Source organism: Methylobacterium mesophilicum (assembly GCF_022179445.1).
Lineage (GTDB): Bacteria > Pseudomonadota > Alphaproteobacteria > Rhizobiales > Beijerinckiaceae > Methylobacterium > Methylobacterium mesophilicum.
Genome location: NZ_BPQU01000007.1, coordinates 56,310 through 80,235, shown reverse-complemented (window position 1 = coordinate 80,235; position 23,926 = coordinate 56,310). Strand labels below are relative to the sequence as shown.

The following is a 23,926-nucleotide window of genomic DNA, read 5'->3' as shown; positions in this document are numbered from 1 at the left end:
AGGCCGATCATGACCGCACCGATCACCGCCGCCTCGATGGCCCTCGACGGCGGCGTGCTCTCCGCCAAAGACGCCGCCCCGGAGGCCGCGTTCGTTCCGTCCCGCGGCTTCTGGGGCCATGTCGGCCACCGGCTGGTGCGCGATCCCGTGGCCATGGGGGCGGGCGCCCTGATCCTGCTCGTGGTGGCCATCGCCATCCTGGCGCCCTGGATCACCCCGATGGACCCGTACAAGGGCTCCATGCTGCGCCGCCTGAAGCATGTCGGCGACGCCACCTACTGGCTCGGCTCGGACGAGCTCGGGCGCGACATGATCAGCCGGCTGATGCTGGGCGCGCGGCTGTCGCTGTTCATCGGGGTCACCCCGGTGCTGATCGCCTTCGTGATCGGCTCGAGCATCGGCATCCTGGCCGGCTATGTCGGCGGCTGGCTGAACACGATCCTGATGCGCACGATCGACGTGTTCTTCGCGTTCCCGTCGGTCCTGCTGGCGATCGCCCTGTCCGGTGCGCTCGGGGCCGGCATCTTCAACTCGATCGTGTCGCTGACCTGCGTGTTCGTGCCCCAGATCGCCCGGGTCGCCGAGAGCGTCACGACGGGCATCCGCAAGCGCGACTACATCGACGCGGCGAAGCTCTCGGGCGCTTCGCCGCTGACGATCATGCGGGTGCAGGTGCTCGGCAACGTGGTCGGGCCGATCTTCGTCTACGCCACCAGCCTGATCTCGGTCTCGATGATCCTGGCCTCGGGCCTGTCGTTCCTGGGTCTCGGCGTGCGCCCGCCGGAGCCGGAATGGGGCCTGATGCTCAACACCCTGCGCACCGCGATCTACGCCAACCCGGTCGTCGCGGCCCTGCCGGGCGTGTGCATCTTCGTCGTCTCGATCGCCTTCAACCTGTTCTCGGACGGCCTGCGCGCGGCCATGGAGATTCGCCAGTGAGCGTCATCCCGGACGCCCCCGATCCGTTCGCCCGCGACCGCGGCGGACCCGCCCAGCCGCTCCTGTCGGTTTCGGGCCTGTACAAGCACTTCCCGGTCCGCAAGGCCGGGGGCAAGAAGCAGGTGGTGCGCGCCGTCGATGGCGTCGATTTCGACGTGCTGAAGGGCGAGACCCTGGGCATCGTCGGCGAGTCCGGCTGCGGCAAGTCCACCACCGCCAAGCTGCTAATGGGCTTGATCGAGCGCGATTCCGGCTCCCTGCTTTACGACGGGCAAGCCGTGGGTGAGCGGGTGATGCCGTGGCGGTCCTACCGCCGCCAGGTCCAGATGGTGTTCCAGGACAGCTACGCCTCGCTCAACCCGCGCATGACGGTCGAGCAGTCGATCGCCTTCGGCCCGAAGGTCAACGGCGTTCCCGGCCGCGAGGCGGTGGAGCGCGCCCGGGCCCTGCTGGGCCGGGTCGGCCTGGAGCCCAAGCGCTTCGCCGGCCGGTACCCGCACGAGATCTCCGGCGGCCAGCGGCAGCGGGTCAACATCGCCCGCTCGCTCGCCCTGGAGCCGCGGCTGGTGCTGCTCGACGAGGCGGTCTCGGCGCTGGACAAGTCCGTGGAGGCGCAGGTGCTGAACCTCCTCCTCGACCTGAAGTCCGAGTTCGGCCTGACCTACATCTTCATCAGCCACGACCTCAACGTCGTGCGCTTCATCTCCGACCGGGTGATGGTGATGTATCTCGGCCGGGTCTCCGAGATCGGCCCGTCCGACACGGTGCTGGACGCCCCGGCCCACCCCTACACCGAGGCGCTGCTGGCTTCGATGCCGTCGCTGGACCCGGACAACCGCACGCAGACGGCGCTCCTGCAGGGCGATCCGCCGAACCCGATCGATCCGCCGCCCGGCTGCCGGTTCCACCCCCGCTGCAGCCTCGCCGAGCCGATCTGCAGCGAAAAAGAACCGCCCCTCGACCCGGTCGGTCCGCTGCACCGGGTCTCGTGCCTCGCCCGCCAGCCCGGCTCCGGCCATTCCGCCGCCCCGGCCCGGGCGCTCGCGGCATGAGCGCCCCGATGTCGAACCCCGAACCCGCCGTCACCCTCGAGAACCTGCGCGTTGCCTTCGGCAAGGTGCAGGTCGTGGACGGCGTCGACCTCACCGTGGAGCGCGGTCAGGCGATGGCCCTGATCGGCGAGTCGGGCTCGGGCAAGAGCGTCACCCTGCGGGCGATCCTGCGCCTGTTTCACGAGGGGCGCAGCCGGATCGAGGGCAGGATCCTGGCGGCCGGCCGGGACGTGCAGGCGCTGAGCAAGCGCCAGCTCGCCGACTTCCGCGGCGGCGACGTCTCGATGATCTTCCAGGAGCCGCTGCTCGCCTTCGACCCGGTCTACACGGTCGGCCGGCAGATCACCGAGGCGATCCGGCGGCACGAGACGATCTCGAAGGAGGACGCCCGCAAGCGCGCGCTCGCCCTGTTCGAGCGCGTGCGGATCCCGAGTCCGGAGCGGCGGCTGGACAACTACCCGCACGAGATGTCGGGCGGCATGCGCCAGCGCGCCATGATCGCGCTCGCGCTCGCCTGCCGGCCGCAGGTGCTGCTGGCCGACGAGCCGACCACCGCCCTCGACGCCACCGTGCAGATCCAGGTCCTGCTGCTCCTGCGCGAATTGCAGCGCGACCTCGGCCTGTCGATCATCATCGTGACCCACGATCTCGGCGCGGCCGTCGAGGTCGCCGACCGGATCGCCGTGATGTACGCGGGCAAGATCGTCGAGACCGGGACCGCGCATCAGGTCGTGCTCGATCCGCACCACCCCTACACGATCGGCCTGCTGCGCAGCCGGGCGGAGGGGGCTCTGGCGAAGGGCTCCCGGCTCCAGACCATCCCGGGGAGCCCGCCGGACCTCGCCAACCGGCCGCCGGGCTGCCCGTTCGCGCCACGCTGCTTCCTCGCCGAGGAGCAGTGCCGCCGGGAGATGCCGCCGGTGACCGAGATCGCCCCCGGTCACAAGGTCGCCTGCTGGCGGACTGAGGAGGCCTCGGCGGCCTACCGGGCGGGACCGACGCCCGTGCGCGCGGCCGAGCTGGTCCCGGCCTGAGTCCCGGGGATCGACGCATCCGCGCGAAGCCTTTATCCGGCATCGCGCGGCTTTCAGGCGGCGGATCACCGTGCGACCGGCCGCCCGAGAATCGCGATGAGCCCATCCGCCTCCGAGATCGTCCTGGTCCCCCGCGGGGAGGCCGGCCATTTCCTGCCGGCGGCTTTGGGCTGGCTGGGGAAGCGGATCAGCGTCACCGCCCATCCGGGCGCGGCCAACCACGTGCTCTGCCTGCCGGTGCTCGACTTCGTCCGCCTCGGCTTCCCGGACCTGAACGGGCGGCTCGATCTGCTGGAGCCCGGCGACGCCGAGAACCTGCGGTCGGGCCGAGCGGCCCTGCTCCTCGACCTGTCGAACGAGGGGCCGGGCCTGCACGCTCCCACCTTCGAGGCGCTCCACCGCAACCTCGAAGGCCTCGGAATTCCCCGGGAGCGGGTCGTCCTGGTGACCCAGAACCGGCTGCTGCGGTTGGATTACGAGCGGCTCTACGGCGAGGGCCTGCGGTTCTGGACCTTCGAGTTCTTCCCGCTCCAGGTCGCGCTCTGGCTCGATGCCGAGGCCGGCCCGCGCCTCTTCCCGCAACACCCCCTCGACCGGGTCGGCTACGCGCCGCTCGCCCGGGACACCGGCGCCGCCCGGTTCCTCTGCCAGAACGCGGCCCTGCGCTGGCACCGGGTGCTGCTCTACCGCTGGTTCCAGCTCAACGGCCTGGACCGCGACGGCCTGATCTCGTTCCACGGGATCGGCGCCGACAACCCGAAGGCGGGCGGCATCGACGTCTTTCACGCGCCGCCGGAGATCGCGGTGGCCTTCGGACCGCTGCTGGCCGATGTCGGCAGCTGGATTCCCCGGCAGGCCAGGCGGATCGATACTCCGGCCCCCGGTGGCGACATGGTCCTCACCCTGGATACCCGGGCCTACGCCGCCAGCGACCTCACAATCATCTCCGAGACGGATTTCTTCGAATTGGGCGTCGAGCGCATCACGGAGAAATCGTTGAAGGCCGCCGCCATGGGCGTGCCGTTCGTGACGGTGGGCGCGCCGCGGGCCGTCGCCCTCCTGTCGGAGCTCGGCTTCCACAGCTTCGGCGGCCTGATCGACCACCATTACGATGTGATCGCCGACCCGATCGAGCGTCTGCCGCAGGTCTTCCGGTCAATCACGACGGCCTGGGACGCGTGCAGGCGCGACCGCGCCGCCTGGCATCGCCGGGCGCGCGCGCAGGCCGAGGCGAATGTCGCGCTCGCGCGCCACGGACTCCTGCCGCAGATCGACCGGGTGATGGTGGCGCCGCTGGTGGAGCGCCTGGCCCGGTTCATGGAAACCGGCGCGCTCGCGCACTGACCCGCGGCTCCGCCGTGACCGCCGACATTCCGACCGCGCCCTCGCGCTGCTCCGCTTGCGACCGCGGCCTCCACGTTCCGGTGCGGTTCTGCCCGTTCTGCGGCGCCGAGCAGCGACGCCCGAAGGCCCAATCGCCGATTCCCCCGTCGCCACCGCCACCGCCACCGCCACCAGAGGCGCTTAAGGCGCCGCCGGCCGACATCGCCCCGGAACCTGCGCCGCCGCAGGAGGGACCGCCTCAACCGCCGGCCAAGCCGGCCCCGGCGCCCCCGAAACCGGTCTGGACGGTACGCCGGGCCCCGCGTCGGCCCGGGAGACTCGCCCGCGTCCGTCAGGCCGTCCTGGCGCTCGCGGCGATCATCGGTCTCGCGGCCCTCGCCTTGGCGCGCCGCGACGTCGTCCCGGCACCAATACGGATCGAGGTCGGGGCGGCCTGGACTCCGGTGCCGCTGAAATCCTTCCGGAACGTCGCGTCGCTGCGGATCACCGCGGAGGGCGTGGTCAGCCTGCGCATCGACGGCGAGCGGGTGCAGCGCGTCAGCCCGTCGAGCGGCGCGACCGTGCGGCCCAAGACCCTCCGGAACCTGGAACTGCGCGCGGGCCGCGGCCCCGTTACCGTGACGCTGACGCCGCGCGGTGAATGACCACCAGGACTTCTGTAAGGCCCGCCCCCGCCGCTCGATCGGTCCATCCCATCCTCGCCCTCATTCCGAGGCGACGGAGCGCAGCGGAGGCCTCGAAGGAGCCCTCCAGCCAGCCGCGCGATTCCTGGAGGCCTCCTTCGAGGCACGCGTCGCTCACGCCTCAGGACGAGGGACAGATTGGGATTTTCGGCGTTCGGAACCCCCGTTCGACTGTGGGTATACGACCGAACGGCTCTCACCCGGCCGCCCGCAGGGTCTCGGCCATGCGCCGAACCGCCGGCTCGATCACCCGCTCGGGCACGGCCGCGTAGCCGAGCAACAGCCCCGGCTCCGGGGGACCGACATGGTAGGCCGAGAGCGCGACCGCGGAGATCCCGGCTCGGTCGAGCCGCGCGACGGCCTCGGCATCGCCGAGCGCGGCCGGCCAGGCCGGACCGGAGCGCGCGATGAGGTGCATCCCGCCCTCCATGGCGGCGACCGCGACCACATCGGCGGCATGGCGGTGGGCCGCCTCGACCAGGGCTTCCTGGCGCAGGGCGTAGAGCCGCCGGGTCCGCCGCAGGTGGCCGGCGAGATGCCCCTCCTCGATGAAGCGGGCCAGCGCCCATTGGCCGATGCCCGGGGGTGCCGGGCCGGTCTCGGCGAGGGCCTGATGCACCGGCGCCACGAGGCCCCGCGGCAGGACCAGGTAACTGAGGCCAAGCGCGGGGAGCAGCAGCTTGGAGAAGCTGCCGACGTAGATCACCCGTCCGCCGCGATCGAGCGCCCGCAGCGGGGCCAGCGGCCGCCCCGCATACCGGTAGGCCCCGTCGTAATCGTCCTCGACGATCCAGCCCGATACGGATTCCGCCCAGGCCAGGAGGTCGAGGCGGTTCTCCAGGCTCATGGCGTGGCCCAGCGGATAATGCTGCGCCGGCGTCACCACGGCGAGGCGCGCACCCTGCAGGCGCGGCCCGGCGGCGCTCACCGATAGCCCGCCCGGTCCGACCGAGACCGGCACCGGGATCAGGCCACCGCTCGCGAGGGCCAGGGCGATACCGGGGAAGCCCGGCTCTTCCACCAGGGCCCGCTCCCCGGGATCGAGCAGCAAATCGGCCAGCAGGCGCAGGCTCTGGCGGATGCCCGCCGTGACGATCACGTCGTCGGCCTCGCAGGCCACGCCCCGCGCCTGCGCCAAATAGGCCGCGATGGAAGCCCGGAGTGCCGGCGAGCCGCGGGGATCGGTCCGCTCGGCCGGTCCGTGACGCCACTCGGCCTGGAGCAACCGCGCCCAGACCGCGTACGGGAACGCGTCCAGCGCGGGCCGGCCCAGCGCGAAGGCGTCGGGCACGCCGGGGCCGGCCATGAACCGCCGGGCCGGCGCCGCGATCAGGCGGGCACCCCGGCGCGACAGGTTCGGAGCCGCCGCAAGCGCCGGCCGTGCCGCCCCATCCGGCCGGGGAAGGGTGTCGTCCGGCAGGGTCGCGGCGACCCGGGTGGCCGATCCGGTCCGCGCCGTGAGGTAACCCTCGGCGATCAGCTGCTCCAGGGCGAGGACCACGGTGCCGCGGGCGCAGCCGAGATCGGCCGCCAGCATGCGGGACGCCGGCAGCCGCGTTCCACGCGGGAGGCGGCGGTCGAGGATCGCCCCGCGCAAGCCTTCGCGGAGTTGGACGTGCAAGGGCGTCGGCGACACCGGATCGAGGCTGACGGGCAGCGGCAGCGGGCCTCGGGCCATGGCGGCAAGTGGTCCAGTCGGATTTCGAAAACCGGACCTTTCGCCTGGTCCGCCGTACGGTCAAGCAGGATCCCGCAACAAGGACTTGGCTCGATGTACCAGCCGCCACACTTCCGCGATGACACGCACGCGGCGCAGCACGGGCTGATCCGGACCTATCCGCTCGGCCTGCTGGTCGCCGGCGGCGCGGGCGGCCTGATCGCCAACCCGATCCCGTTCCTGCTGGACGAAGCGGGCACGCACGGCACCCTGCGCGCCCATCTCGCCCGCGCCAACCCGCAAGCGCAGGCGCTCGCCGAGACCGAGGACTGCCTCGTCGTGTTCCAGGGACCACAGGGCTACGTCACCCCGGGCTGGTACGCGAGCAAGCAGGAGCACGGGCGGGTGGTGCTGACCTGGAACTACGCCACGGTCCACGTCTGGGGCCGGCCACGGGTGATCGAGGACGCGGACTGGCTCCGGCGCCAGATCGCCGACCTCACCGCCCTGCGCGAGGCGCCGCGCGCCGCGTCCTGGGCGGTGGACGACGCGCCCGCGTCCTTCGTGGCGGCCCAGATGAGGGCCATCGTCGGCATCGAGATCCCGATCGCCCGCATCGAGGGGAAGTGGAAGATGAGCCAGAACAGACCGGAGGCCGATCGGGCCGGGGTGATCGCCGGGATGCGCGCGGATGGCGAAACCGTCCTGGCCGACATGGTCGCCGAGCGGAGCGGATCGTGAGCGCCCGCCTCAACGCCTTCGGCCAGCCGATCGGCCCGGCCCTGCCGGACTGGACCCCGCGTCCGCGCCCGCCGCGGACGCCCATGGAGGGCCGCACCTGCAGGGTCGTGCCGCTCGATGCCGAAGCGCATGCCGCGGGGCTGTTTGCCGCCTACGATGCGGCGCCGGACCGGCGCGGCTGGACCTATCTCGGCGACGAGATGCCCGACAGCGAGGCAGCCTACCGCGTCCGCCTCGACGCCCAGGCGCAGAGCCAGGACCCGCTGTTCCACGCCGTCCTCGACCGGGCGACCGGGGCGCCGCTGGGGATCGCCTCCTACCTGAGGATCGACCCCGGCAACGGCGTCATCGAGGTCGGCCACCTGCATTTCGGCCCGAGCCTTCAGCGCTCGCCCGCCTCCACCGAGGCGATGGCACTCATGATGGCTCGGGCCTTCGACGAACTCGGCTACCGCCGCTACGAGTGGAAATGCGACAGCCTCAACGCCCCGTCCCGGGCGGCGGCGCTGCGCCTCGGCTTCACCTTCGAGGGGATCTTCCGCAACGCCGTCGTGGTGAAGGGCCGCTCCCGCGACACGGCGTGGTTCTCGATCACCGACGCCGAGTGGCCGCGTATCCACGCCGGCTTCGCGGCCTGGCTCGACCCGGCGAACTTCGATGCCGACGGCCGGCAGCGCCGCGGGCTGGCGGAGCTGCGCGGCGAGGCCGGTTGATCTCAGCGTCCGGCGGCCAGGAACGCCTCCGCGGTGCGCAGGGACAGCGCCATGATGGTCAGGGCCGGGTTCGCGGCGAGGGAACTCGGGAAGGTCGAGCCGTCGCAGATCCACAGGTTGTCTATGTCGAAGCTGCGACCGACCGGATCGACCACGGCGCTCGACCCGTCGCGCCCCATCCGGCAGGTGCCGATCGTGTGGGCGACGCGCTCCATCACCCAGATGTCCTCGGCCCCAGCCGCCTCCCAGAGGTCGCGCATCACCTTGGTGGCGTGCGCGTTGAGGCGTTCCTCGTTGCGACTGTAGCCGAAGCTGATCTGCGCCTTGCGCATCCCGCGCGCGTCGGTCTCATCGGACAGGGTCAGCACGTTCGCGTCGCAGGGCAGCGTCTCGCCGTTGATGCCGATGCCGGCGAGGTGGTTGTAGCGGTCGAGGTAATCGAGCAGCGGCTTGCCCCACAATCCGCGGCCGCGCGCCACCGCGTTGCCGAAGGTCAGCGGCACCACACCGAGACTCTGGATCAGGTAGCCGCCGGCGAAGTCGGCACCGGCCCGGATGAAGTCCTCCGTGATCAGCGACGAGGGGTAGCCGCGGTTCATCCGCACCTCGTTGGCGAAGGTGCCCCAGACCTGGGTGGCGACGTGGCCCATGTAGTTGCGGCCGACCTGATCGCTGGAGTTGGCCAGGTCCAGATTCAGCAGGAGCCGCGGCGTCTCGACGGCGCCGGCACAGAGGAATACCGCCCCGCAGCGTTGGCGCCGTTCCTGACCGTCCTGTGTGTAGACCACTGCGGTGACCCGGCCGTCGGTGCCGCGCTCGAGTCCGTGCACGAAGGCGCCCGCCCGGATCTCCGCCCCGTGCGTGACGGCCAGGGGCAGGTAGGTGACGTCCATGCTGGTCTTGGCGCCGTTGCGGCAGCCCTGGTGGCAGAAGCCGCAATTGATGCAGGCGTTGCGCCGGGGTCCGCCCTCGGATTCGAAGTCGCGCGAGACCACCGCCGCGGGCGCGTCGGCCCAGCGGATCCCCAGCGTATCGCAGGCTCCGGCCATGATCTGCGCCGGGCCGTTGCGCGGCACCGGTGGCAGGGGATAGCGGCGCTCGGGATCCCAGGGATACGATTGCGGCCCCGAGACGCCGATGAAACGCTCGACCCGTTCGTAGAACGGCGCCAACTCGTCGTAGTCGAGCGGCCAGTCGACGCCCTCGCCGCTCTCGGTGTGAAGCCGGAGGTCGCGGGCGTCGGCCCGGGGCACGAAGGCGCCCCAATGCAGCGTCGAGCCGCCCACGCCGGTGCCGCTGTTGTTGGCCCCGAACGCCTCCGGCGTGGAACCGCCGCTGAGGCGCTCCTCGGTCCAGTAGATCTGGTCCGCCAGCGTCTCGTCGAAGGCGAAGCGCTCGGGGGTGAAGTTGGGTCCGGCCTCCAGGGCCACGACCTTGAGGCCAGCCGCAGCCAGTCGGGCGAGGAGCGGCGCGCCGCCGGCCCCGGTCCCGACGATGACCGCATCGACGGTCTCATCCGTGCGGTAGGTCCGCATCCCGTCGAGGTTCATCGGACCGTCTCCCCCTGTGTGGGCTGGGGTTCCCAGGATTCCGCCCGATCGAGCCCGACGTCGTGGAAGCCGGGCAACCCGTCCGCGATCGGGCCCGGCCGGTCGCCGCCGGCGCCGATGCCCGAAAAGCCGACCCGTGCCAGGGCGGCCGGATGGGCGAGCCACAGGCGCACCGCGTCGGCGCGCAGATCCTCGAACCAGAACCGCATCCGGTCGCCGTCCAGGCGTCCGCCGAGGGAGTCCGGCACCGCCAGGTCGCCGCGCTCGGCCAGCGTCAGCAGCGCATCCTGGTCCTGCGCCTCCAGGGCGACGAACGGACGGTCGTGGGCGGCGCGCGACGCGGCGTCGAGGGTGCGCAGGCCGGCGCGATACGCCTCCGGATCGGGTGGCAGGGCCACGAACCGCCAGCCGTCGCCGGCCCCAGACGCCAGACGCGCATCGAGCCGGGCGGCGAGGTCGACGGCGATCTCCGGCAACACGCGACCGCAGGCAGCGCGCAGGATCGCGAGTTCCACCGGGTCGAGGGCCTGGGGGGCATAGGCGGGGTCGTCTGGCTCCCCACGCGTCTCCAGGGCGCCGCGCAGCCGGCTGTTGACCCGCTCGGACGCGATCAGCGCCGCGTAGGCCGGCGGCACCGGAGCGGCCCGCGCGGCCTCGTCACGCGGGCGGTCGCGCCAGTGATCGCGCAGGCGATCCGCCATCACCTCCGGACGCTCCAGTGGCAGGAGATGGCCGACGCCGTCCACGGTGACGACGCAATGGTGGGCGAGATGCGGCGCCATCAACGCCCGCTGCGCATCCGCGCCGAGATCGGCATCCTCGGATCCCGCCAGGATCAGCGCCGGGGTGCGCAGAAGCCCGATCCGGCGGCACAGATCCTCGCGGGAACCCGATTCGAGCCAGGCCTTCCAGGCCGCGGGGGCCGCCTGCAACACGTCGGCGACCGCACGCGCCTCGGTCTCCGGGTCGAGGGGACCGCCGACATTCTCGGATACGAAAGCCTGTGCCTCGCGCAGCCGCGTCTCCGGATCGGCATCGATCCAGGCGATCATCCTGGCCCGGCGATCGCCGGGGATCGGTTCCGGGCTCGGCGGCGAGCCCGAGACCAGGATCAAGTCGGTGAGCCCGTCCAGGCCCGGCTCCCCGTCCTCGGACCGGCGCGCGAGGGCGAGTGCGACCTTCGCGCCCATGCTGTGACCCGCGATCGCGAAACGCCTCGGCGCATGGGCGCGGATCGCTGCCGCCACATGGTCCGCCATCGCATCGACGGAAAAGCCCGTCTCCGCGGCAGCGTCGCCGAAGCCCGGCAGATCCACGGGCACGCAGACCGGCGTTCCCCCGAGCGCGCGCGAGACGGGCTCCCAGGTTCTGGCGCTGCCGCCCAGGAAATGGAGGCAGACGAGGATTTCGGGTTCGGGCATGACGAGGAGATTGCGCGAGCCTGGAATGCTTCAAGCGTACGCGACGCCGCACGGCTCCGGTTGCCCCGGGGGTGGCGCCGTCCCGACCGCTATGAGATCAAGCGCGCGGAGACTCATAGGATGTCGGATATCGATCTGGCCTGGCGCGTCGAGGAGGCCTGCCTCAACGCCTGGCCGAGCCAGCGCCAGCTCCTGGTCCACGGTTACCTGCTGCGCGCCGCAGGCGGCACCTCGAAGCGGCAGAATTCCCTGAATCCGATGCGCGGCAGCGGCCAGCCCGAACCGGCGATCCGGGCCGGAGAGGCCGTCTACGCCGCGCTGGGACGCCGGGCGATCTTCCGGGTCCCGGGGATCGCACCGCAGCTGGAGCCGCTGCTGGCAGGCGGCGCTTACTCCGTCGCGGACGAGACCTGCACGCTGTTCCGGGACCTCGACGGCCTGTCCGACGAGCCGGACCCGGCGGTCACCCTCGCGCCGAGTCCCGATGCCGCCTGGCTGGCCCTGCGGGACGCCATGAACCGGGCGGATCCCGCCGCCGCGCAGGCCTTTCGCACCACCGTCGATGCCCTCATCCTGCCGCGGGCGTTCGCGACTCTGGCGAGCGATGGCGAGATCGGTGCCTTGGCCTTCGGCGTGTGCGACGGCGACCTGCTGGTGATCGAATCCGTGGCGACACCCGAGAGGCTGCGGGGACGGGGCCACGCCCGGCGGGCCGTCGGCGCGCTGCTGCGCTGGGCCCGCTTGCAGGGCGCCCGCGCGGCCTGTCTGCAGGTGGTAGCGGCGAACACGCCGGCCCGATCACTGTACCGCGGGCTGGGTTTCGAGCGGGAGCTGTACCGGTATCACTACCGGGTCGGGCCGGAGCCGTCCTGAGACGTCCTCAGGCGTCGAACAGCGAACCCTGCCGGGTCGCCGCGGCGGCGCCCGCTTGCGTGCGCTTGCCCGCGGCGGACGGCTCCGTCCGTGCGGACCGCCGCGCAGGCTTGGCGGACACGGACGGGTCGGACGTCCCGTCCGGCACCGCGTTCACCGTCCCGTCGGCGAATTGCAGGCTGAGGCGGCTGGCGGCGGCGGCCTCGGCCGCGTGGCGGACCGGCAGGCCCGCGGCGTCGCGGACGAGGACGTAGCCCCGCTCCAGCACGGCCCGGTAGCTGAGCGATCCGAGGAGGTGGGCCAGGCCCTCGAGCCGGTCGCGGCGGCGCTCGACGCCCCGCAGGCCTGCCTGATTCAGGCGGTCGGACAGGGCGACCAGGCGATCGGCGCGGCGTGCCTGAAGCGCCCGCGCCCGCTCGAGGCTGGCATCCCGGGCGACGACCAGCCGCCGACCGAGTTGGGCCAGGGCCTCGCCCTTGCGCTGGACGTCGTTGCGCAGGGCGGTGAGCGGCCGATGGTCGATCCGCGCCAGGCGCGCCCGGGCGTTGGCCAGCGCCACGTCGGGCGAGCGCCGGGCCATCCGGTCGAGGAGGAGCTGGAGGCGCGCGCGATGGCGGCTGGCCCCGGCCGCCAAGGCCGGAGCGAGGCGCGCCTCGGCGAGGTCGAGGCGCTGGCGCTTGGCCGCCAGCAGGGCATCGGCGCTCGGCAGCGCGCGCGCGAGGGCGCGCAGATCGCACCGGTCGCGCTCGACCCGCCGGCCGACCGCCCCGACCGCCCGAGCGGACAGGTCGGCCACCGTGGCGATCAAGTCGGCGCGGACGGGGACGGCCATCTCGGCGGCGCCCGTCGGGGTCGGCGCCCGGCGGTCGGAGACGTAGTCGATCAGCGTGGTGTCGGTCTCGTGCCCGACCGCCGAGATCAGCGGGATCGCGCTCTCGAATGCGGCGCGGACCACGCATTCCTCGTTGAACGCCCACAGATCCTCGATGGAGCCGCCGCCGCGGGCGACGATCAGCACGTCCGGCCGGGGCAGGGGGCCGTCCGGGGCCAGGGCATTGAAACCGCGGATCGCGGCCGCAACCTCCTCGGCCGCGCCGTCACCCTGGACCCGTACCGGCCAGACCAGCACGGGGCGCGGGAAGCGGTCCTCCAGCCGGTGCAGGATATCGCGGATCACGGCTCCGGTGGGCGAGGTGACGACGCCGACCACGCGCGGCAGGTAGGGGATGGCCCGCTTGTGCTCCGGAGCGAACAGGCCCTCGGCGGTAAGCAGCTTCTTGCGCTCCTCCAGCAGGGCCATCCAGGCGCCGAGGCCCGCCGGCTCGAGGCTTTCGACCACGATCTGGTACGAGGATTTCCCCGCGAAAGTGGTGATGCGGCCGGTGGCGACCACCTCCAGCCCCTCCTGGGGCTTCTGGCGCAGGCGCCCGAACACGCCCTTCCAGACAACGGCATCGATCCGCGCCTGGCCGTCCTTCAGGGAGAAGTAGGCGTGGCCGGAGCCGTGCTGGCCGCGATAGCCGGAGATCTCGCCGCGCAGGCGCACATGACCGAACGCGTCCTCCAGGGTCCGCTTGAGCGCGCCCGCCAGCTCGCCGACCGACCATTCAGGCTGGTTGGCGGTGAGCACGCTGGTCGGCGGAATATCCGCCGCGGGCGAGGCTGCGGGGCGCGGAGGCGGCACGAGGGGCATGGACGGACGCTAGGCGGCCTGCGCCGCAAGGTCAAAGGTTTGAGGGATCCCTACTCCACGGCCAATTCGCGCGGGGCGTCCGAGATCGTGATCCGCGGCACGAACAGCGACAGCACCAGGGTCAGCAGAGCCACCGCGAAGACCGTCCAGAACGTGCCGTGGAGGGCATGCTGCAGCCCGTCCCGGATGGCGTCGCCGCCGGCGCCGAGGCTGCCGGGATCCTCCAGGAGACTCCGGAGCTGGCCGGAATCGACCGGTGAGCCGTCTGCCGGATGGGCCAGCCGGTAGTTCAGCACCGCGCCGAGCGCCGTGGCACCCAGGGTCGAGCCGAGGTTGCGCGCGAAGATGTTCGAGGCGGTGGCGGCGCCGCGCTGCGCCCAGGCGACGCTGTCCTGGATGATCACGATGGCGGCGGTGGACAGGAAACCCATACCGAGCCCCATCACGATCGAGCCGCAGGCGGCCACGATCGGCGAGGTCTCCGAACCCAGGGCGACGAACGCGGTGGCGCCCAGCGGCAACAGCGTCGCGCCGACCAGCAGCGTCGGGCGCAGGCCGAAGCGCACGAAGTTGCGGGCCGCCGTGGTGGCCCCGATCGGCCAGCCGAGCACCATCAGCGTGAGGGTCAATCCGGCGATCAGGGGCGACTGCCGTAGGACGCCCTGGACGTACATCGGCAGGAACGCGGTGAGCCCGATCACGGTCATGCCGGAGAGCAGCGTCGCGGCGTTGGTGGTCGCGATGGGGCGCTGCATCCACAGGCGGACGTCGAGCATCGGGTCGGCGGCCCGGCGCTCCTGGAGCACGAACAGGATGGCCGCCACCACGAAGCCGAGTGCCGGCCACAGGGCCGCCGAAGCCGACGTGCCGGCCTCCGTCAGCGCCATCATCAGCGCGGCGATGGCCGCGGTGAACAGGGCGGCACCGAGTGCGTCGATCGGCCGGCTGCGACGCTCGACGCTCTCCCGCAGGTAGGCCAGGAACAGGCCCGCCGCGACGAGACCCACGGGCAGATTGATCCAGAAGATCCACGGCCAGCTGAGATGGCCGATGATCAGGCCCCCGACCAGGGGTCCCGCCACCGACGAGATGCCCCACACGCTGGCGAGATAACCCTGGACCTTGCCGCGCTCCCGGGCCGGGTAGAGATCGCCGATCACCGTCAGGCTCACCGGCTGGATCGCTCCCGCGCCGACGCCCTGCACCAGGCGGAACAGGATCAGGGAACGCATCGACCAGGCCAGCCCGCACAGCAGCGAGCCGGCCAGGAACACGGCGATGCCGAACAGCAGCACCGGACGGCGCCCGTAGAGGTCGGACAGCTTGCCGAACACCACCGTGGTGGCGGTCTGAGTCAGCAGGAACGAGCCGAACACCCAGGCATACAGGTGGAGGTCGCCGAGCTGGCCGGCGATCTGCGGCATCGCGGTCGAGACGATGGTCGCCTCGATGGCGATCATGAACATCGCCGCCATCACCGCGGCGAGGACCAGCGGGCGGCGCGTCTCGGAAGGACTGGGCATGGGCGCGGTCTAGGCCCGGCTCCGGCCGAGACCTAGCGCCGAAGGCGGGCTCCCGCGCGGCCCCGCTTCCGGGCCGTGCGGGAGCGCACATCCGCGGCTACGCTTCCACGTCGGCGTCCAGGTCTCGGCCGCGGGTCTCGGGCAGCAGGAAGGCCGCGATCGTCCCGACCAAGCTGAAGGCCGCCAGGTAATAGGCCGGGGCGAGCCGGTCGCCGGTGGCGGCGATCAGCCAGTTGATCACGTAGTTGGTGCTGCCGCCGAAGACCGAGACCGAGAGCGCGTAGACGATCGACAGCCCGGCGCTGCGCACCGCCCGCGGCAGCGCCTCCGGAATCCCGACGATCACCGCCGCGGCGTTGATGGAGGAGAGCGCCGAGAGCAGGAAGGTCACGGCGTAGACGCTCATGGCGCTCGGGGATCGCACCACCCAGGCGAAGGCCGGGACCGCCAGGATCAGGATGAGCGTCCGCGGCCAGATCATCACCGGGCGCCTTCCGACCCGGTCCGCCAGCCAGCCCCCCAGCAGCGGGAAGATCACCGAGGCCAGGCCCAGCGCGATCGGCACCGCGGTCGCGGCGGTCTCGCTCAGGCCCAGGGTCGCGCCGGCATAGACCGGCATGTTGGTGCCGACGGCGTTCGAGACCGTGGAGGCGGCGATGACCAGGAAGGTCAGGCCCAGCAGGCGGCCGTGCTCGCGCAGGAGACGCCCGACCACCGCGAGGGTCGAGGGGGCAGCGTGGGGATCCTCCTCGGCGCCGGCGGTCTCGGGCAGGTGGCTGCGGATCACCAAGCCGACCGGAACGACGCAGAGGCCGAGCGCGAACATCAGCCGCCAGCCCCAGGCCGACATCGCCTGATCGCCGACCACGAGGGCCAGGATGGTCGCGATGATGCCGGCGAACAGGGCCGCGCAGCCCTGGCTGGCGATCTGCCAGCTGGTCACGAAACCTCGCTTGGCCGGCGGTGCCGCCTCGAGCAGGTAGGCGGTGGACGGGCCGACCTCGCCGCCGAGCGCGAGACCCTGAATGAGACGGCCCGCGATGACGATCACCTGTGCCCAGCCGCCGATCGCCGCGTAGGACGGGCATGCGGCCAGCATCAGCATGCCGAGCGCCATCAGCGCGATGGTGATCAGCATCGCCGGCTTGCGCCCGGCCCGATCCGCGAAGGCGCCGATCAGCACGCCGCCGATCGGCCGCATCACGTAACCGATGCCGAACAGGGCGAGCGACGCCAGCAGGCTGTGCGTCGGGTCGGTGGCCGGAAAGAACGCTTCGCCGATCGGCTTCGCGAAGAACGCGTAGACCGTGAAATCGTAGAATTCGAGGGCGTTGCCGAGCACCACGGCCCCGACCGCCTTGCGGTCGAGGGCGGGGTGGGCTGGCGCGGCGGCGTGTACCTGCGTCGTGGCATCCATCAGCGAGTCGGCTCCCCGGCCGGCGGATGCTTGGCGATTCCCCCCGTCACCGGCTCGGCGCCATCGGAGACGGCTTCGTCGTAGCCCGCAAGCCAGCGGTCTCGGGCTTCGGTGCCTTCGGCATAGGGGCAGGCCTCGCGGGCCAGACCCTTTCCGGGCGCGGCCTTGCCGAGCGCATGCGTGTCGAGGTCGTTCGGTGGCGAATCCATTCGGGCGGCGCTCCTCGTGTGGCGGCCGCCGCGATGTAGGGCGCGCGGGGCGGGGCGCTCAATGCAGGGTCGGATCCGCGTCCGGCGGCAGCGATACGACCTCGCTGAACGGGAATTCCAGAACGACGTCGCCGGCTTCGTCGGTGACCACCAGGCAGGCGGTCAGGAGCCTGGCCTGATCCCGGGCCTCGGCCAGGGCCGCACGGATCGTGTCCTGGGCCTTCTCCCAGGCCTGATCCGGATCGCGCAGAGCGACGCCGGTCGCATCGGTGATCACGTCGTCGCCGATCTGCGTGTGGAAGAAGTAGCGCGGCATGACCTTCAACCCCGGTGTCGACCGCTCCGGCAGAGCGGCAGGCTCCAGATGGGGATCGGAGCGGTCGCAATCAGCAGCCGTCCTAGCCGTTTGCGGCGCTCCGTGCCGAAGCATCGGGGACCGGCCGGAGGGTGTGCACGGTGGCGGAGGCGCCCCCCGTGCGGTGGAGCTTCTCCATGGCCATCAGCGGTCGCAATTCCGGCTCCGCGAAGTCCATCAGCCGGGCGTTGCGCCAGCGCGGCTTTCCGGCTCCACGACCGAACCAGCGCGGTCGCACCTCCTCGACCAGCAGGACGAGCCGGCCCGTCCAGGATTTGCGGAACCAGAACCGCCCGGTCAGAGACATCGTCCGATCCTCGTCAACTGTCCCGCCCGGAACGATGGGCCGGGATCGCGGCGCCCCGCTCTCGAGCAGTCCGATACCCGACTTGGTCGCGTAGATACCAATCTTCATAACAGACCGATCGGGTATCGACCGATATCCACAGGCCACCATCGGGCACACCGGCGCTAAGCGCATGACGTGACGCGCGACCAGGCCGAGGACGAGGAGCCAGACAAGCCCCGAGGTGACGTAGACGAAGCCACGCAGGAGCGCGGATTCCAGGGCATGGTGCGCCGAGACCTGTCCGGGCGCGTCAGCGCGAGGCTCCCCGGATGACCGGGCCGCGCCGCGCCCACCGCCGGGAGGGGCGGCGAGCATGCGGGTCAGGCTGTCCGGCAGCGGTCTGTGGTGGGTCTTCACGGATCGGAAGAATAGGCGCCGCCGATCCCGCCCGACAAGGCACCTGTCTTCAGGAAACTGCTGCGGGTGAATCGGCGGTCTGCCCGTGATAGAGAACGCCGACCTCGGCGGGACGGCCCGCCCTCGGCGTCCGATCATGTCCCTGCCACCTGTCCTGATCACGGGCGTCGCCGGCTTCATCGGCAACGCACTCGCGCTGCGGTTTCTCGAGGCAGGCCGGGAGGTCGTGGGCCTCGACAACGTCAACGCTTATTATGACGTCGGCCTGAAGGAGGCGCGGCTCCGGCGCCTCGATCCGTTCCAGGGCTATAGCTTCGCGCGCCTCGACCTGACCGACACGGCAGGCCTCGATGCGCTGTTCGGCCGGCACGGCTTTCGAACCGTCGTCCACCTCGCGGCACAGGCCGGCGTGCGCTACTCGCTCACGAACCCACAGGCCTACGCGGCGAGCAACCTCGTCGGCTTCCTCAATATCCTCGAATCCTGCCGCCACGGCGGCGTCGAGCACCTGCTCTACGCGTCTTCGAGTTCGGTCTACGGCGCGGTCACGGCCATGCCGTTCTCGATCCACCAGAACGTCGACCATCCGGTGAGCCTCTACGCGGCCACCAAGAAGGCCAACGAGCTGATGGCCCACAGCTACAGCCACCTCTACCGGCTGCCGACCACCGGCCTGCGCTTCTTCACCGTGTACGGACCCTGGGGCCGGCCGGACATGGCGATGTCCCTGTTCGCCCGCGCGATCCTGGCCGGAGAGCCGATCCGGGTGTTCAACGAGGGCCGGATGCGGCGCGACTTCACCTATATCGACGACATCGTCGAGGGGATCGTCGCCCTGGCCGAAAGGCCGGCTGCGCCCAACCCGGACTGGAGCGGAGCCGATCCGGATCCGGGCACCAGCGCGGCGCCGTATCGCATCTACAACATCGGCAACAACGAGCCGGTGGAGTTGATGCAGATGATCGCGCTTCTCGAAGAGGCGCTCGGGCGCAAGGCCGAAACGATCCTGCTGCCGATGCAGCCCGGCGACGTGCCGGCCACCTTCGCGGATATCGACGACCTCGCCCGCGACACCGGCTTCCGGCCGGCGACACCGCTGACGCTCGGCATCGCGCGCTTCGCCGACTGGTATCGCGGCTTCTACGGCCTTTGAGCCACGAGGCTGCACCTCATCGACGACGTGCTGAAGGTCGATGCGGGCGTCCGGTGTCGCGCCGCCGGTAGCCGAGCAAGGCTGCGATCCCGACGAAGGCGGCCAGCGCCGTCCACATGCCGCCCTCGCCGAGCTTGCCGAACGCGGCCGACAGGCGGTCCGGCTCGTCCACAAGCGCGATCACGATTCCGACAAGTCCGCAGAGCGTCACGAAGATCGCCAGGACGCGGAAGGTCATCGTGGGCACTCCCGGCGCCGCGAAGGGCGCGAGCCGGCGGGCGACCGGCAGATCCTGTCTAGGTCTTCGCCCGAGCGGACTGCAAGCGCGCAGCCGACACCGGGCGCCGTCGGCCCATCCCGATGCAGCTTCCATCGGCCGCAGGCCGCAGAGGACGGGCCCCGCCGTTGAGGGTCTGGTCGCCAGCGAATGCGGCGGGACGGCGGCCTCGCAAGGCTAGGCCGTTGCACCATCTGCGTGTAATCATTTAGAGCTGTTCCAGGCAGGAAAGCTCTGCTTCAAACGCTGCCGCGACAGCGGCCAAAAGGAGGAAATCCATGCGTTCACTCATTCTCGGCGCCGTTCTCGCTGCCTTGATCCCGCTTTCCGCACAGGCCCAGGAGGCCGGTGATGCGGCTGCCGGCGAGAAGGCGTTCGCCCCGTGCAAGGCCTGCCACAACTTTCAGAAGAACGGCGTCGGTCCGGACCTGAAGGGCGTCGTCGGGCGCAAGGCCGGCACCTACGAGGGCTACAACTACTCCGCCGCGCTGAAGAATTCCGGCATCACCTGGGACGAGGCCAACCTTCACGAGTGGCTGAAGAACCCGAAGACCAAGGTGCCCGGCACCAAGATGATCTTCCAGGGCTACCCCGACGACAAGAAGATCAACGACGTGATCGCCTACCTCAAGACGCAGTCCTGAGCCCTCGCTCCAAGGTCTGACCTCCAAACGAAGGCATCCGCGCAGCCGCGCGGGTGCCTTCCGTCGTTCAGGACCGCCCGATGAGCGGATCGAGGCTCGAGACGGCGTGCTATTCCGGGATCAGCCCGGCTTGAAGCCCGAGCCGCAGGGTCACCAGATCGTTCAGCAGATCCTTCCGGCCCTGCACGTTCAGGCCGGTCCTGTCGCCGGCCTCGTCGGGGAGGCAGGCGAGCACGTCGCGCAGCTTGGCTCCGGCGGGCGTGAGGAAGATGCTGACCTGCCGCTCGTCGGCCCGGTCGCGGGCGCGCCGCACCCGCCCGGAGGCTTCCAGGCGCTTGAGCAGGGGCGTCAGGGTCCCGGAATCGAGGAACAGGCGGTTTCCGATCTCCTTGACCGAAAGGCCGTCCTCTTCCCACAGGACCAGCAGGACGAGATATTGCGGGTAGGTCAGCTCGTGCTGGCCGAGGAGGTTGCGATAGGCACGGCCGAAGGCGTGCGCGGCGGCGTAGACCGCGAAGCACAATTGGTTGTCGAGGCGCTGCCGGTCCCGCTGCGATAGCTGATCGGCGGGCGCCTGACCCGCCTTGGTGGTTGGCGCAGCGCCGCTCTGCGGAGCAGTCGGGCCTGACATGGGATGGACTCTCTCTGGTAAAGGCGGCCTATCGTACCGGTATGCCGAAGGGCACTCTTAGTCAGTTCGTCAAACCTGTACAATTCTCGTGGACCGCGGACGTGCCACAGATCCTCTGCGACGTTCAGCCATCCATCAATGGGTGCAGATCTCGTACCATCGCTTTCAGGCGTTCATCGAGGACATGCGTGTAGATCTGCGTCGTCGAGATATCGGCGTGACCGAGCAACTCCTGGACGATGCGCAGATCGGCCCCGTTCTGCAGCAGATGACTGGCGAAGGCGTGGCGCAGGACGTGCGGGCTGACGCGGTCTGGGCGCAAGCCCGCCGCCAGCGCCACGGCCTTGAGGTCCCGGGCGAAGGCCTGCCGGGTGAGGTGGCCGCTGTCGCTGTCGGCGGGAAACAGCCACGGGGACTCCTCCGGCACCGCGGCGAGGTGGGCGGTCATCGCGGCCCTGGACGCCTCGGTCAGCGGGACGAGCCGCTCTCGGCCGCCCTTGCCCTTGATGAACAGGTAGCGCTCACGGGTGGCGCCCGCGGTGCGCGGGAGGGCGACGAGTTCCGAGACGCGCAGGCCCGTCGCATAGAGAAGCTCGAGCAGGCAAACCATCCGGCGGGCCCGGCGCGCCGGACCGGGCTGCTCGTCGGCGGAGGCCGCCGCATGGGCGGTGGCCAGCAGGCCGTCCACCTCGGCGATCGACAGCACCTTCGGCAGCGTGCGGCCCCGGCGCGGTCCCGAAACCGCGACGCTCGGATCGGCTTCGGCGTATCCCTCAGCGTAGAGAAACTTGTGGAAGCCGCGCACGCACGACAGGCGCCGCGCCGCCGACGACGCCATCAACCCCCGTGTCTCCAGGTCGGCGACGAAGGCCCGGAGGCTTTGGGTGTCGGCCTCTTCGAGCGGGATGCCCGCGCGCTTGAGATAGGCGAGGTAGTCGTCGAGGTCGCGCCGGTAGGCGGCCAGCGTGTTGGCGCCGGCACCGCGCTCGGCGGCCAGCATGTCGAGATAGGCGGCGACCTCCGGGGACGGAGGCGGAGCCGCGCCGCCGGCGACCGCCGCGCTCAACGGCTGCCCGGTTGGAGCTTCGAGGCCGGGATGGTCACGGTCATCTCCCGGGGGGTCGGCACCACGAAGTTCGCCAGCGCGAACATCGCCGCGAAGACGAGGCCGGCCAGGATCGCGAGGGTAGCGAAGAAACGGAACAGGGTCGGCACGTCGGTCGAACCTCGGGCAGACGAGCGCAGTCGGCGGGGAGGGAGCGCGCGGAAATCTCCCCCGAAATGTCGCGAAGGCTCGGTTTCCATCATGCGATCACGGCGCTGACAAGGCCTGTAAGGACACAGCGATGCGTTTCGCAGGCCGCTTGAATCGCGCTAAGAGCCTGGCACAGGATTGGAAGCCCCCCAGCGAGGCGCGCACGGGGCGGCGTCAGGGAGCCGGAGACGCCACGACCATGCGATGCTGCCGTCGATGAGCGAAGAAGACGTCGGTGAACCGATCGAGGCGCGCCTGCGCCGGGCGCTGGGCCTGCGCTCGATCGTGCTCGTCGGCTTGATGGGGGCGGGCAAGAGCACGGTCGGCCGGCGCCTCGCCAGCCGGCTCGGGCTGATCTTCAAGGATGCCGACAGCGAGATCGAGGCTGCGGCCGGCCTGACCATCCCCGATATCTTCGCGATCTACGGCGAGCCGAGCTTCCGCGACGGCGAGGAGCGGGTGATCTCGCGTCTGCTGCGCGCCGGCCCCCTCGTGCTGGCCACCGGCGGCGGCGCCTACCTGCGCGAGGCGACGCGGGTGCGCATCCGGGAATCCGCCATCTCGGTCTGGTTGAAGGCCGATCTCGACGTGCTGATGCGGCGGGTGCGCAAGCGCGGCAACAGGCCCCTGCTCCACACCGACGATCCCGAGGCGACGATGCGCGACCTGATGGCAGTCCGCCACCCGGTCTACGCGGCCGCCGACGTGGTGGTGATCTCCCGGGAGGTCTCGCACGACCGGGTCGTCCAGGACGTGCTGGAGGCGCTGGACGCCCACATGAACGCCGCCGCCCCGCGCCCCATCGCCGCCCAATGACCGCCAAGTGAGCCTGTCCGTGACCGAGCCATCGACCCAACCGGTTCCCCTGACGGTCCACGTGCCCCTCGATGCCGGGCGCGACTACGACATCCTGATCGGGCGTGGCCTGATCGAGACGGCCGGCGCGCAGGTGGCCGCCCTCGGGGGCCGGCGGGCGGCGATCGTCACCGACGAGAATGTCGGGGCGCTTTATGGCGAACGGCTGCGCAAGAGCCTGGAGCGGGCGGGCCTGAACGCCGGTTTCGTCACGGTGGCGCCCGGCGAAAGCTCGAAATCCTACGCGGGCTACGCGCAAGTCTGCGACGGCCTGCTGGCGCTGAAGGTCGAACGCGGCGATCTCGTGGTCGCCCTCGGGGGCGGCGTGGTCGGGGATCTCGCCGGTTTCGCGGCTGCCACCCTGCGCCGGGGCGTACGCTTCGTGCAGGTCCCGACCAGCCTGCTCGCCCAGGTCGATTCCTCGGTGGGCGGAAAGACCGGGATCAACGCGCCGCTCGGCAAGAACCTGATCGGCGCCTTCCATCAGCCGCGCCTGGTTCTGGCCGACACGGCGGCGCTCGACACCCTGTCCGAGCGCGAGATGCGCGCCGGCTACGCCGAGGTCGCCAAATACGGGCTGATCGCCGATGCCGGCTTCTTCGACTGGTGCGAGGCCAACTGGCGCGGGATCTTCTCGGGCGGTCCCGAGCGTGACGAGGCCGTCGCCGCGTGCTGTCGGGCCAAGGCCGGCGTGGTGACCCGGGACGAGCGGGAGGACGGCGAGCGCGCGCTGCTCAACCTCGGGCACACGTTCGGGCACGCCCTGGAGCGGCTCACCGGCTACGAGTCGGCCCGGCTCGTCCACGGGGAGGGCGTCGCGATCGGTCTCGCCCTGGCATATCGGTTCTCGGCCCGGCTCGGGCTGTGCGCGGGCCAGGATGCCGGCCGCGTCGCCAACCACCTGGCGCTCGCCGGCCTGCCGACACGCCTCCAGGCGGTCCCGGGCGGATGCGGCGACGCCGACGCCATCCTCGACGCGATGGCCCAGGACAAGAAGGTCCGCGACGGCGCCCTGACCTTCATCCTCGCCCGCGGCATCGGCCAGAGCTACATCGCCCCCGGGATCGACCGGGGGGAGGTGCGGGCGTTCCTGCTGGACGAACTCGCCGCCGACCCGCGTCTCTGACGGCGCCATCGGCCTTGCCTTGCGCCGGTCGGACCGCTATGAGCCTGCCACGTCCGGGACGGCGCAAACCGTCAC

The 23,926-nt window shown here is 71.3% G+C and carries 25 protein-coding genes; 12 read left to right on the top strand and 13 right to left on the bottom strand.

All coding sequences use genetic code 11. From position 1 onward, the window contains the following. The first annotated feature begins 9 nt into the window (after window positions 1-9). From MFF40_RS09985 to MFF40_RS09965, 5 genes are all read left to right on the top strand, one after another. Window positions 10-939 carry an ABC transporter permease gene (locus tag MFF40_RS09985; RefSeq protein ID WP_147854883.1) on the top strand — a complete coding sequence of 310 codons (930 nt, stop codon included), beginning with the start codon at window positions 10-12 and terminating at the stop codon, window positions 937-939. Continuing rightward, window positions 936-1,991: an ABC transporter ATP-binding protein gene (locus MFF40_RS09980; RefSeq protein ID WP_238260282.1), complete on the top strand. Its 1,056-nt coding sequence runs from the start codon at window positions 936-938 to the stop codon at window positions 1,989-1,991. Before MFF40_RS09985 ends, MFF40_RS09980 begins: the two co-directional genes overlap by 4 nt. Window positions 1,992-1,999: 8 nt before the next feature. Further along, window positions 2,000-3,025: an ABC transporter ATP-binding protein gene (locus MFF40_RS09975; RefSeq protein WP_187278020.1), complete on the top strand. Its 1,026-nt coding sequence runs from the start codon at window positions 2,000-2,002 to the stop codon at window positions 3,023-3,025. 96 nt (window positions 3,026-3,121) lie between these two features. Continuing rightward, complete coding sequence (locus MFF40_RS09970; protein WP_147896260.1) at window positions 3,122-4,369, top strand: hypothetical protein; 1,248 nt, start codon at window positions 3,122-3,124, stop codon at window positions 4,367-4,369. Between the two features lie 14 nt (window positions 4,370-4,383). Then, window positions 4,384-5,013 (top strand): hypothetical protein, encoded by a 630-nt coding sequence (locus tag MFF40_RS09965; RefSeq protein WP_147896261.1) that lies wholly within the window; start codon window positions 4,384-4,386, stop codon window positions 5,011-5,013. A gap of 235 nt (window positions 5,014-5,248) precedes the next feature. Here the strand turns inward: MFF40_RS09965 and pdxR are convergent, their stop codons facing one another. Further along, a complete protein-coding gene (gene pdxR, locus MFF40_RS09960; protein ID WP_147896262.1) occupies window positions 5,249-6,730 on the bottom strand; it encodes a MocR-like pyridoxine biosynthesis transcription factor PdxR in 1,482 nt (493 codons plus the stop codon). A 93-nt stretch (window positions 6,731-6,823) separates the two neighbouring features. On the opposite strand from pdxR, the gene MFF40_RS09955 reads away from it, so the two are divergent. Further along, window positions 6,824-7,450: an FMN-binding negative transcriptional regulator gene (locus tag MFF40_RS09955; protein ID WP_147896263.1), complete on the top strand. Its 627-nt coding sequence runs from the start codon at window positions 6,824-6,826 to the stop codon at window positions 7,448-7,450. Beyond that, entirely contained in the window at window positions 7,447-8,163 is a 717-nt protein-coding gene (locus MFF40_RS09950) for a GNAT family N-acetyltransferase (RefSeq protein ID WP_147896264.1), read from the top strand. The genes MFF40_RS09955 and MFF40_RS09950 overlap by 4 nt, the downstream gene beginning before the upstream one ends. 2 nt (window positions 8,164-8,165) lie before the next feature. Here the strand turns inward: MFF40_RS09950 and MFF40_RS09945 are convergent, their stop codons facing one another. After that, window positions 8,166-9,713: a GMC family oxidoreductase gene (locus MFF40_RS09945; protein ID WP_147896265.1), complete on the bottom strand. Its 1,548-nt coding sequence runs from the start codon at window positions 9,711-9,713 to the stop codon at window positions 8,166-8,168. After that, window positions 9,710-11,134: an alpha/beta hydrolase gene (locus tag MFF40_RS09940; RefSeq protein ID WP_147896266.1), complete on the bottom strand. Its 1,425-nt coding sequence runs from the start codon at window positions 11,132-11,134 to the stop codon at window positions 9,710-9,712. The genes MFF40_RS09945 and MFF40_RS09940 overlap by 4 nt, the downstream gene beginning before the upstream one ends. Window positions 11,135-11,254: 120 nt before the next feature. On the opposite strand from MFF40_RS09940, the gene MFF40_RS09935 reads away from it, so the two are divergent. After that, window positions 11,255-12,007, top strand: a complete 753-nt coding sequence (locus MFF40_RS09935) for a GNAT family N-acetyltransferase (RefSeq protein ID WP_147896267.1) — start codon at window positions 11,255-11,257, stop codon at window positions 12,005-12,007. 7 nt (window positions 12,008-12,014) lie between these two features. Here the strand turns inward: MFF40_RS09935 and xseA are convergent, their stop codons facing one another. From xseA to MFF40_RS09905, 6 genes are all read right to left on the bottom strand, one after another. Further along, complete coding sequence (xseA, locus tag MFF40_RS09930) at window positions 12,015-13,700, bottom strand: exodeoxyribonuclease VII large subunit (RefSeq protein ID WP_147896268.1); 1,686 nt, start codon at window positions 13,698-13,700, stop codon at window positions 12,015-12,017. 50 nt (window positions 13,701-13,750) lie between these two features. Then, window positions 13,751-15,223, bottom strand: coding sequence for an MDR family MFS transporter (locus MFF40_RS09925; RefSeq protein WP_147896269.1), 1,473 nt, complete (start codon window positions 15,221-15,223; stop codon window positions 13,751-13,753). A 97-nt stretch (window positions 15,224-15,320) separates the two neighbouring features. After that, on the bottom strand, window positions 15,321-16,640 hold the full coding sequence (locus tag MFF40_RS09920) for an MFS transporter (protein WP_147852872.1): 1,320 nt from the start codon (window positions 16,638-16,640) through the stop codon (window positions 15,321-15,323). Continuing rightward, window positions 16,640-16,849 carry an Rmf/CrpP family protein gene (locus MFF40_RS09915; RefSeq protein ID WP_147852873.1) on the bottom strand — a complete coding sequence of 70 codons (210 nt, stop codon included), beginning with the start codon at window positions 16,847-16,849 and terminating at the stop codon, window positions 16,640-16,642. Before MFF40_RS09915 ends, MFF40_RS09920 begins: the two co-directional genes overlap by 1 nt. Before the next feature lie 58 nt (window positions 16,850-16,907). Further along, window positions 16,908-17,165 (bottom strand): DUF6894 family protein, encoded by a 258-nt coding sequence (locus MFF40_RS09910; RefSeq protein WP_147852874.1) that lies wholly within the window; start codon window positions 17,163-17,165, stop codon window positions 16,908-16,910. Window positions 17,166-17,247: 82 nt separating this feature from the next. Further along, window positions 17,248-17,511, bottom strand: a complete 264-nt coding sequence (locus MFF40_RS09905; protein WP_147896326.1) for a hypothetical protein — start codon at window positions 17,509-17,511, stop codon at window positions 17,248-17,250. Between the two features lie 535 nt (window positions 17,512-18,046). Between MFF40_RS09905 and MFF40_RS09900 the strand changes: the two genes are divergently transcribed. Next, a complete protein-coding gene (locus MFF40_RS09900; protein WP_147896270.1) occupies window positions 18,047-19,063 on the top strand; it encodes an NAD-dependent epimerase in 1,017 nt (338 codons plus the stop codon). Window positions 19,064-19,079: 16 nt separating this feature from the next. Here the strand turns inward: MFF40_RS09900 and MFF40_RS09895 are convergent, their stop codons facing one another. Then, entirely contained in the window at window positions 19,080-19,301 is a 222-nt protein-coding gene (locus tag MFF40_RS09895) for a hypothetical protein (RefSeq protein ID WP_187278021.1), read from the bottom strand. A gap of 317 nt (window positions 19,302-19,618) precedes the next feature. Between MFF40_RS09895 and MFF40_RS09890 the strand changes: the two genes are divergently transcribed. Beyond that, window positions 19,619-19,984, top strand: a complete 366-nt coding sequence (locus tag MFF40_RS09890; RefSeq protein WP_147852879.1) for a c-type cytochrome — start codon at window positions 19,619-19,621, stop codon at window positions 19,982-19,984. A 109-nt stretch (window positions 19,985-20,093) separates the two neighbouring features. Here the strand turns inward: MFF40_RS09890 and MFF40_RS09885 are convergent, their stop codons facing one another. The 3 genes from MFF40_RS09885 to MFF40_RS09875 form a co-directional block, all read right to left on the bottom strand. After that, window positions 20,094-20,615, bottom strand: coding sequence for a MarR family winged helix-turn-helix transcriptional regulator (locus MFF40_RS09885; protein ID WP_187277583.1), 522 nt, complete (start codon window positions 20,613-20,615; stop codon window positions 20,094-20,096). 124 nt (window positions 20,616-20,739) lie between these two features. Further along, entirely contained in the window at window positions 20,740-21,681 is a 942-nt protein-coding gene (locus tag MFF40_RS09880; protein WP_283206098.1) for a site-specific tyrosine recombinase XerD, read from the bottom strand. After that, window positions 21,678-21,830: a histidine kinase gene (locus tag MFF40_RS09875; RefSeq protein WP_147896272.1), complete on the bottom strand. Its 153-nt coding sequence runs from the start codon at window positions 21,828-21,830 to the stop codon at window positions 21,678-21,680. The genes MFF40_RS09880 and MFF40_RS09875 overlap by 4 nt, the downstream gene beginning before the upstream one ends. 256 nt (window positions 21,831-22,086) lie before the next feature. Between MFF40_RS09875 and MFF40_RS09870 the strand changes: the two genes are divergently transcribed. Both MFF40_RS09870 and aroB read left to right on the top strand, forming a co-directional pair. Then, a complete protein-coding gene (locus MFF40_RS09870; protein ID WP_238260280.1) occupies window positions 22,087-22,686 on the top strand; it encodes a shikimate kinase in 600 nt (199 codons plus the stop codon). 19 nt (window positions 22,687-22,705) lie between these two features. Continuing rightward, on the top strand, window positions 22,706-23,851 hold the full coding sequence (aroB, locus tag MFF40_RS09865) for a 3-dehydroquinate synthase (RefSeq protein ID WP_238260278.1): 1,146 nt from the start codon (window positions 22,706-22,708) through the stop codon (window positions 23,849-23,851). Window positions 23,852-23,926: the final 75 nt, after the last annotated feature.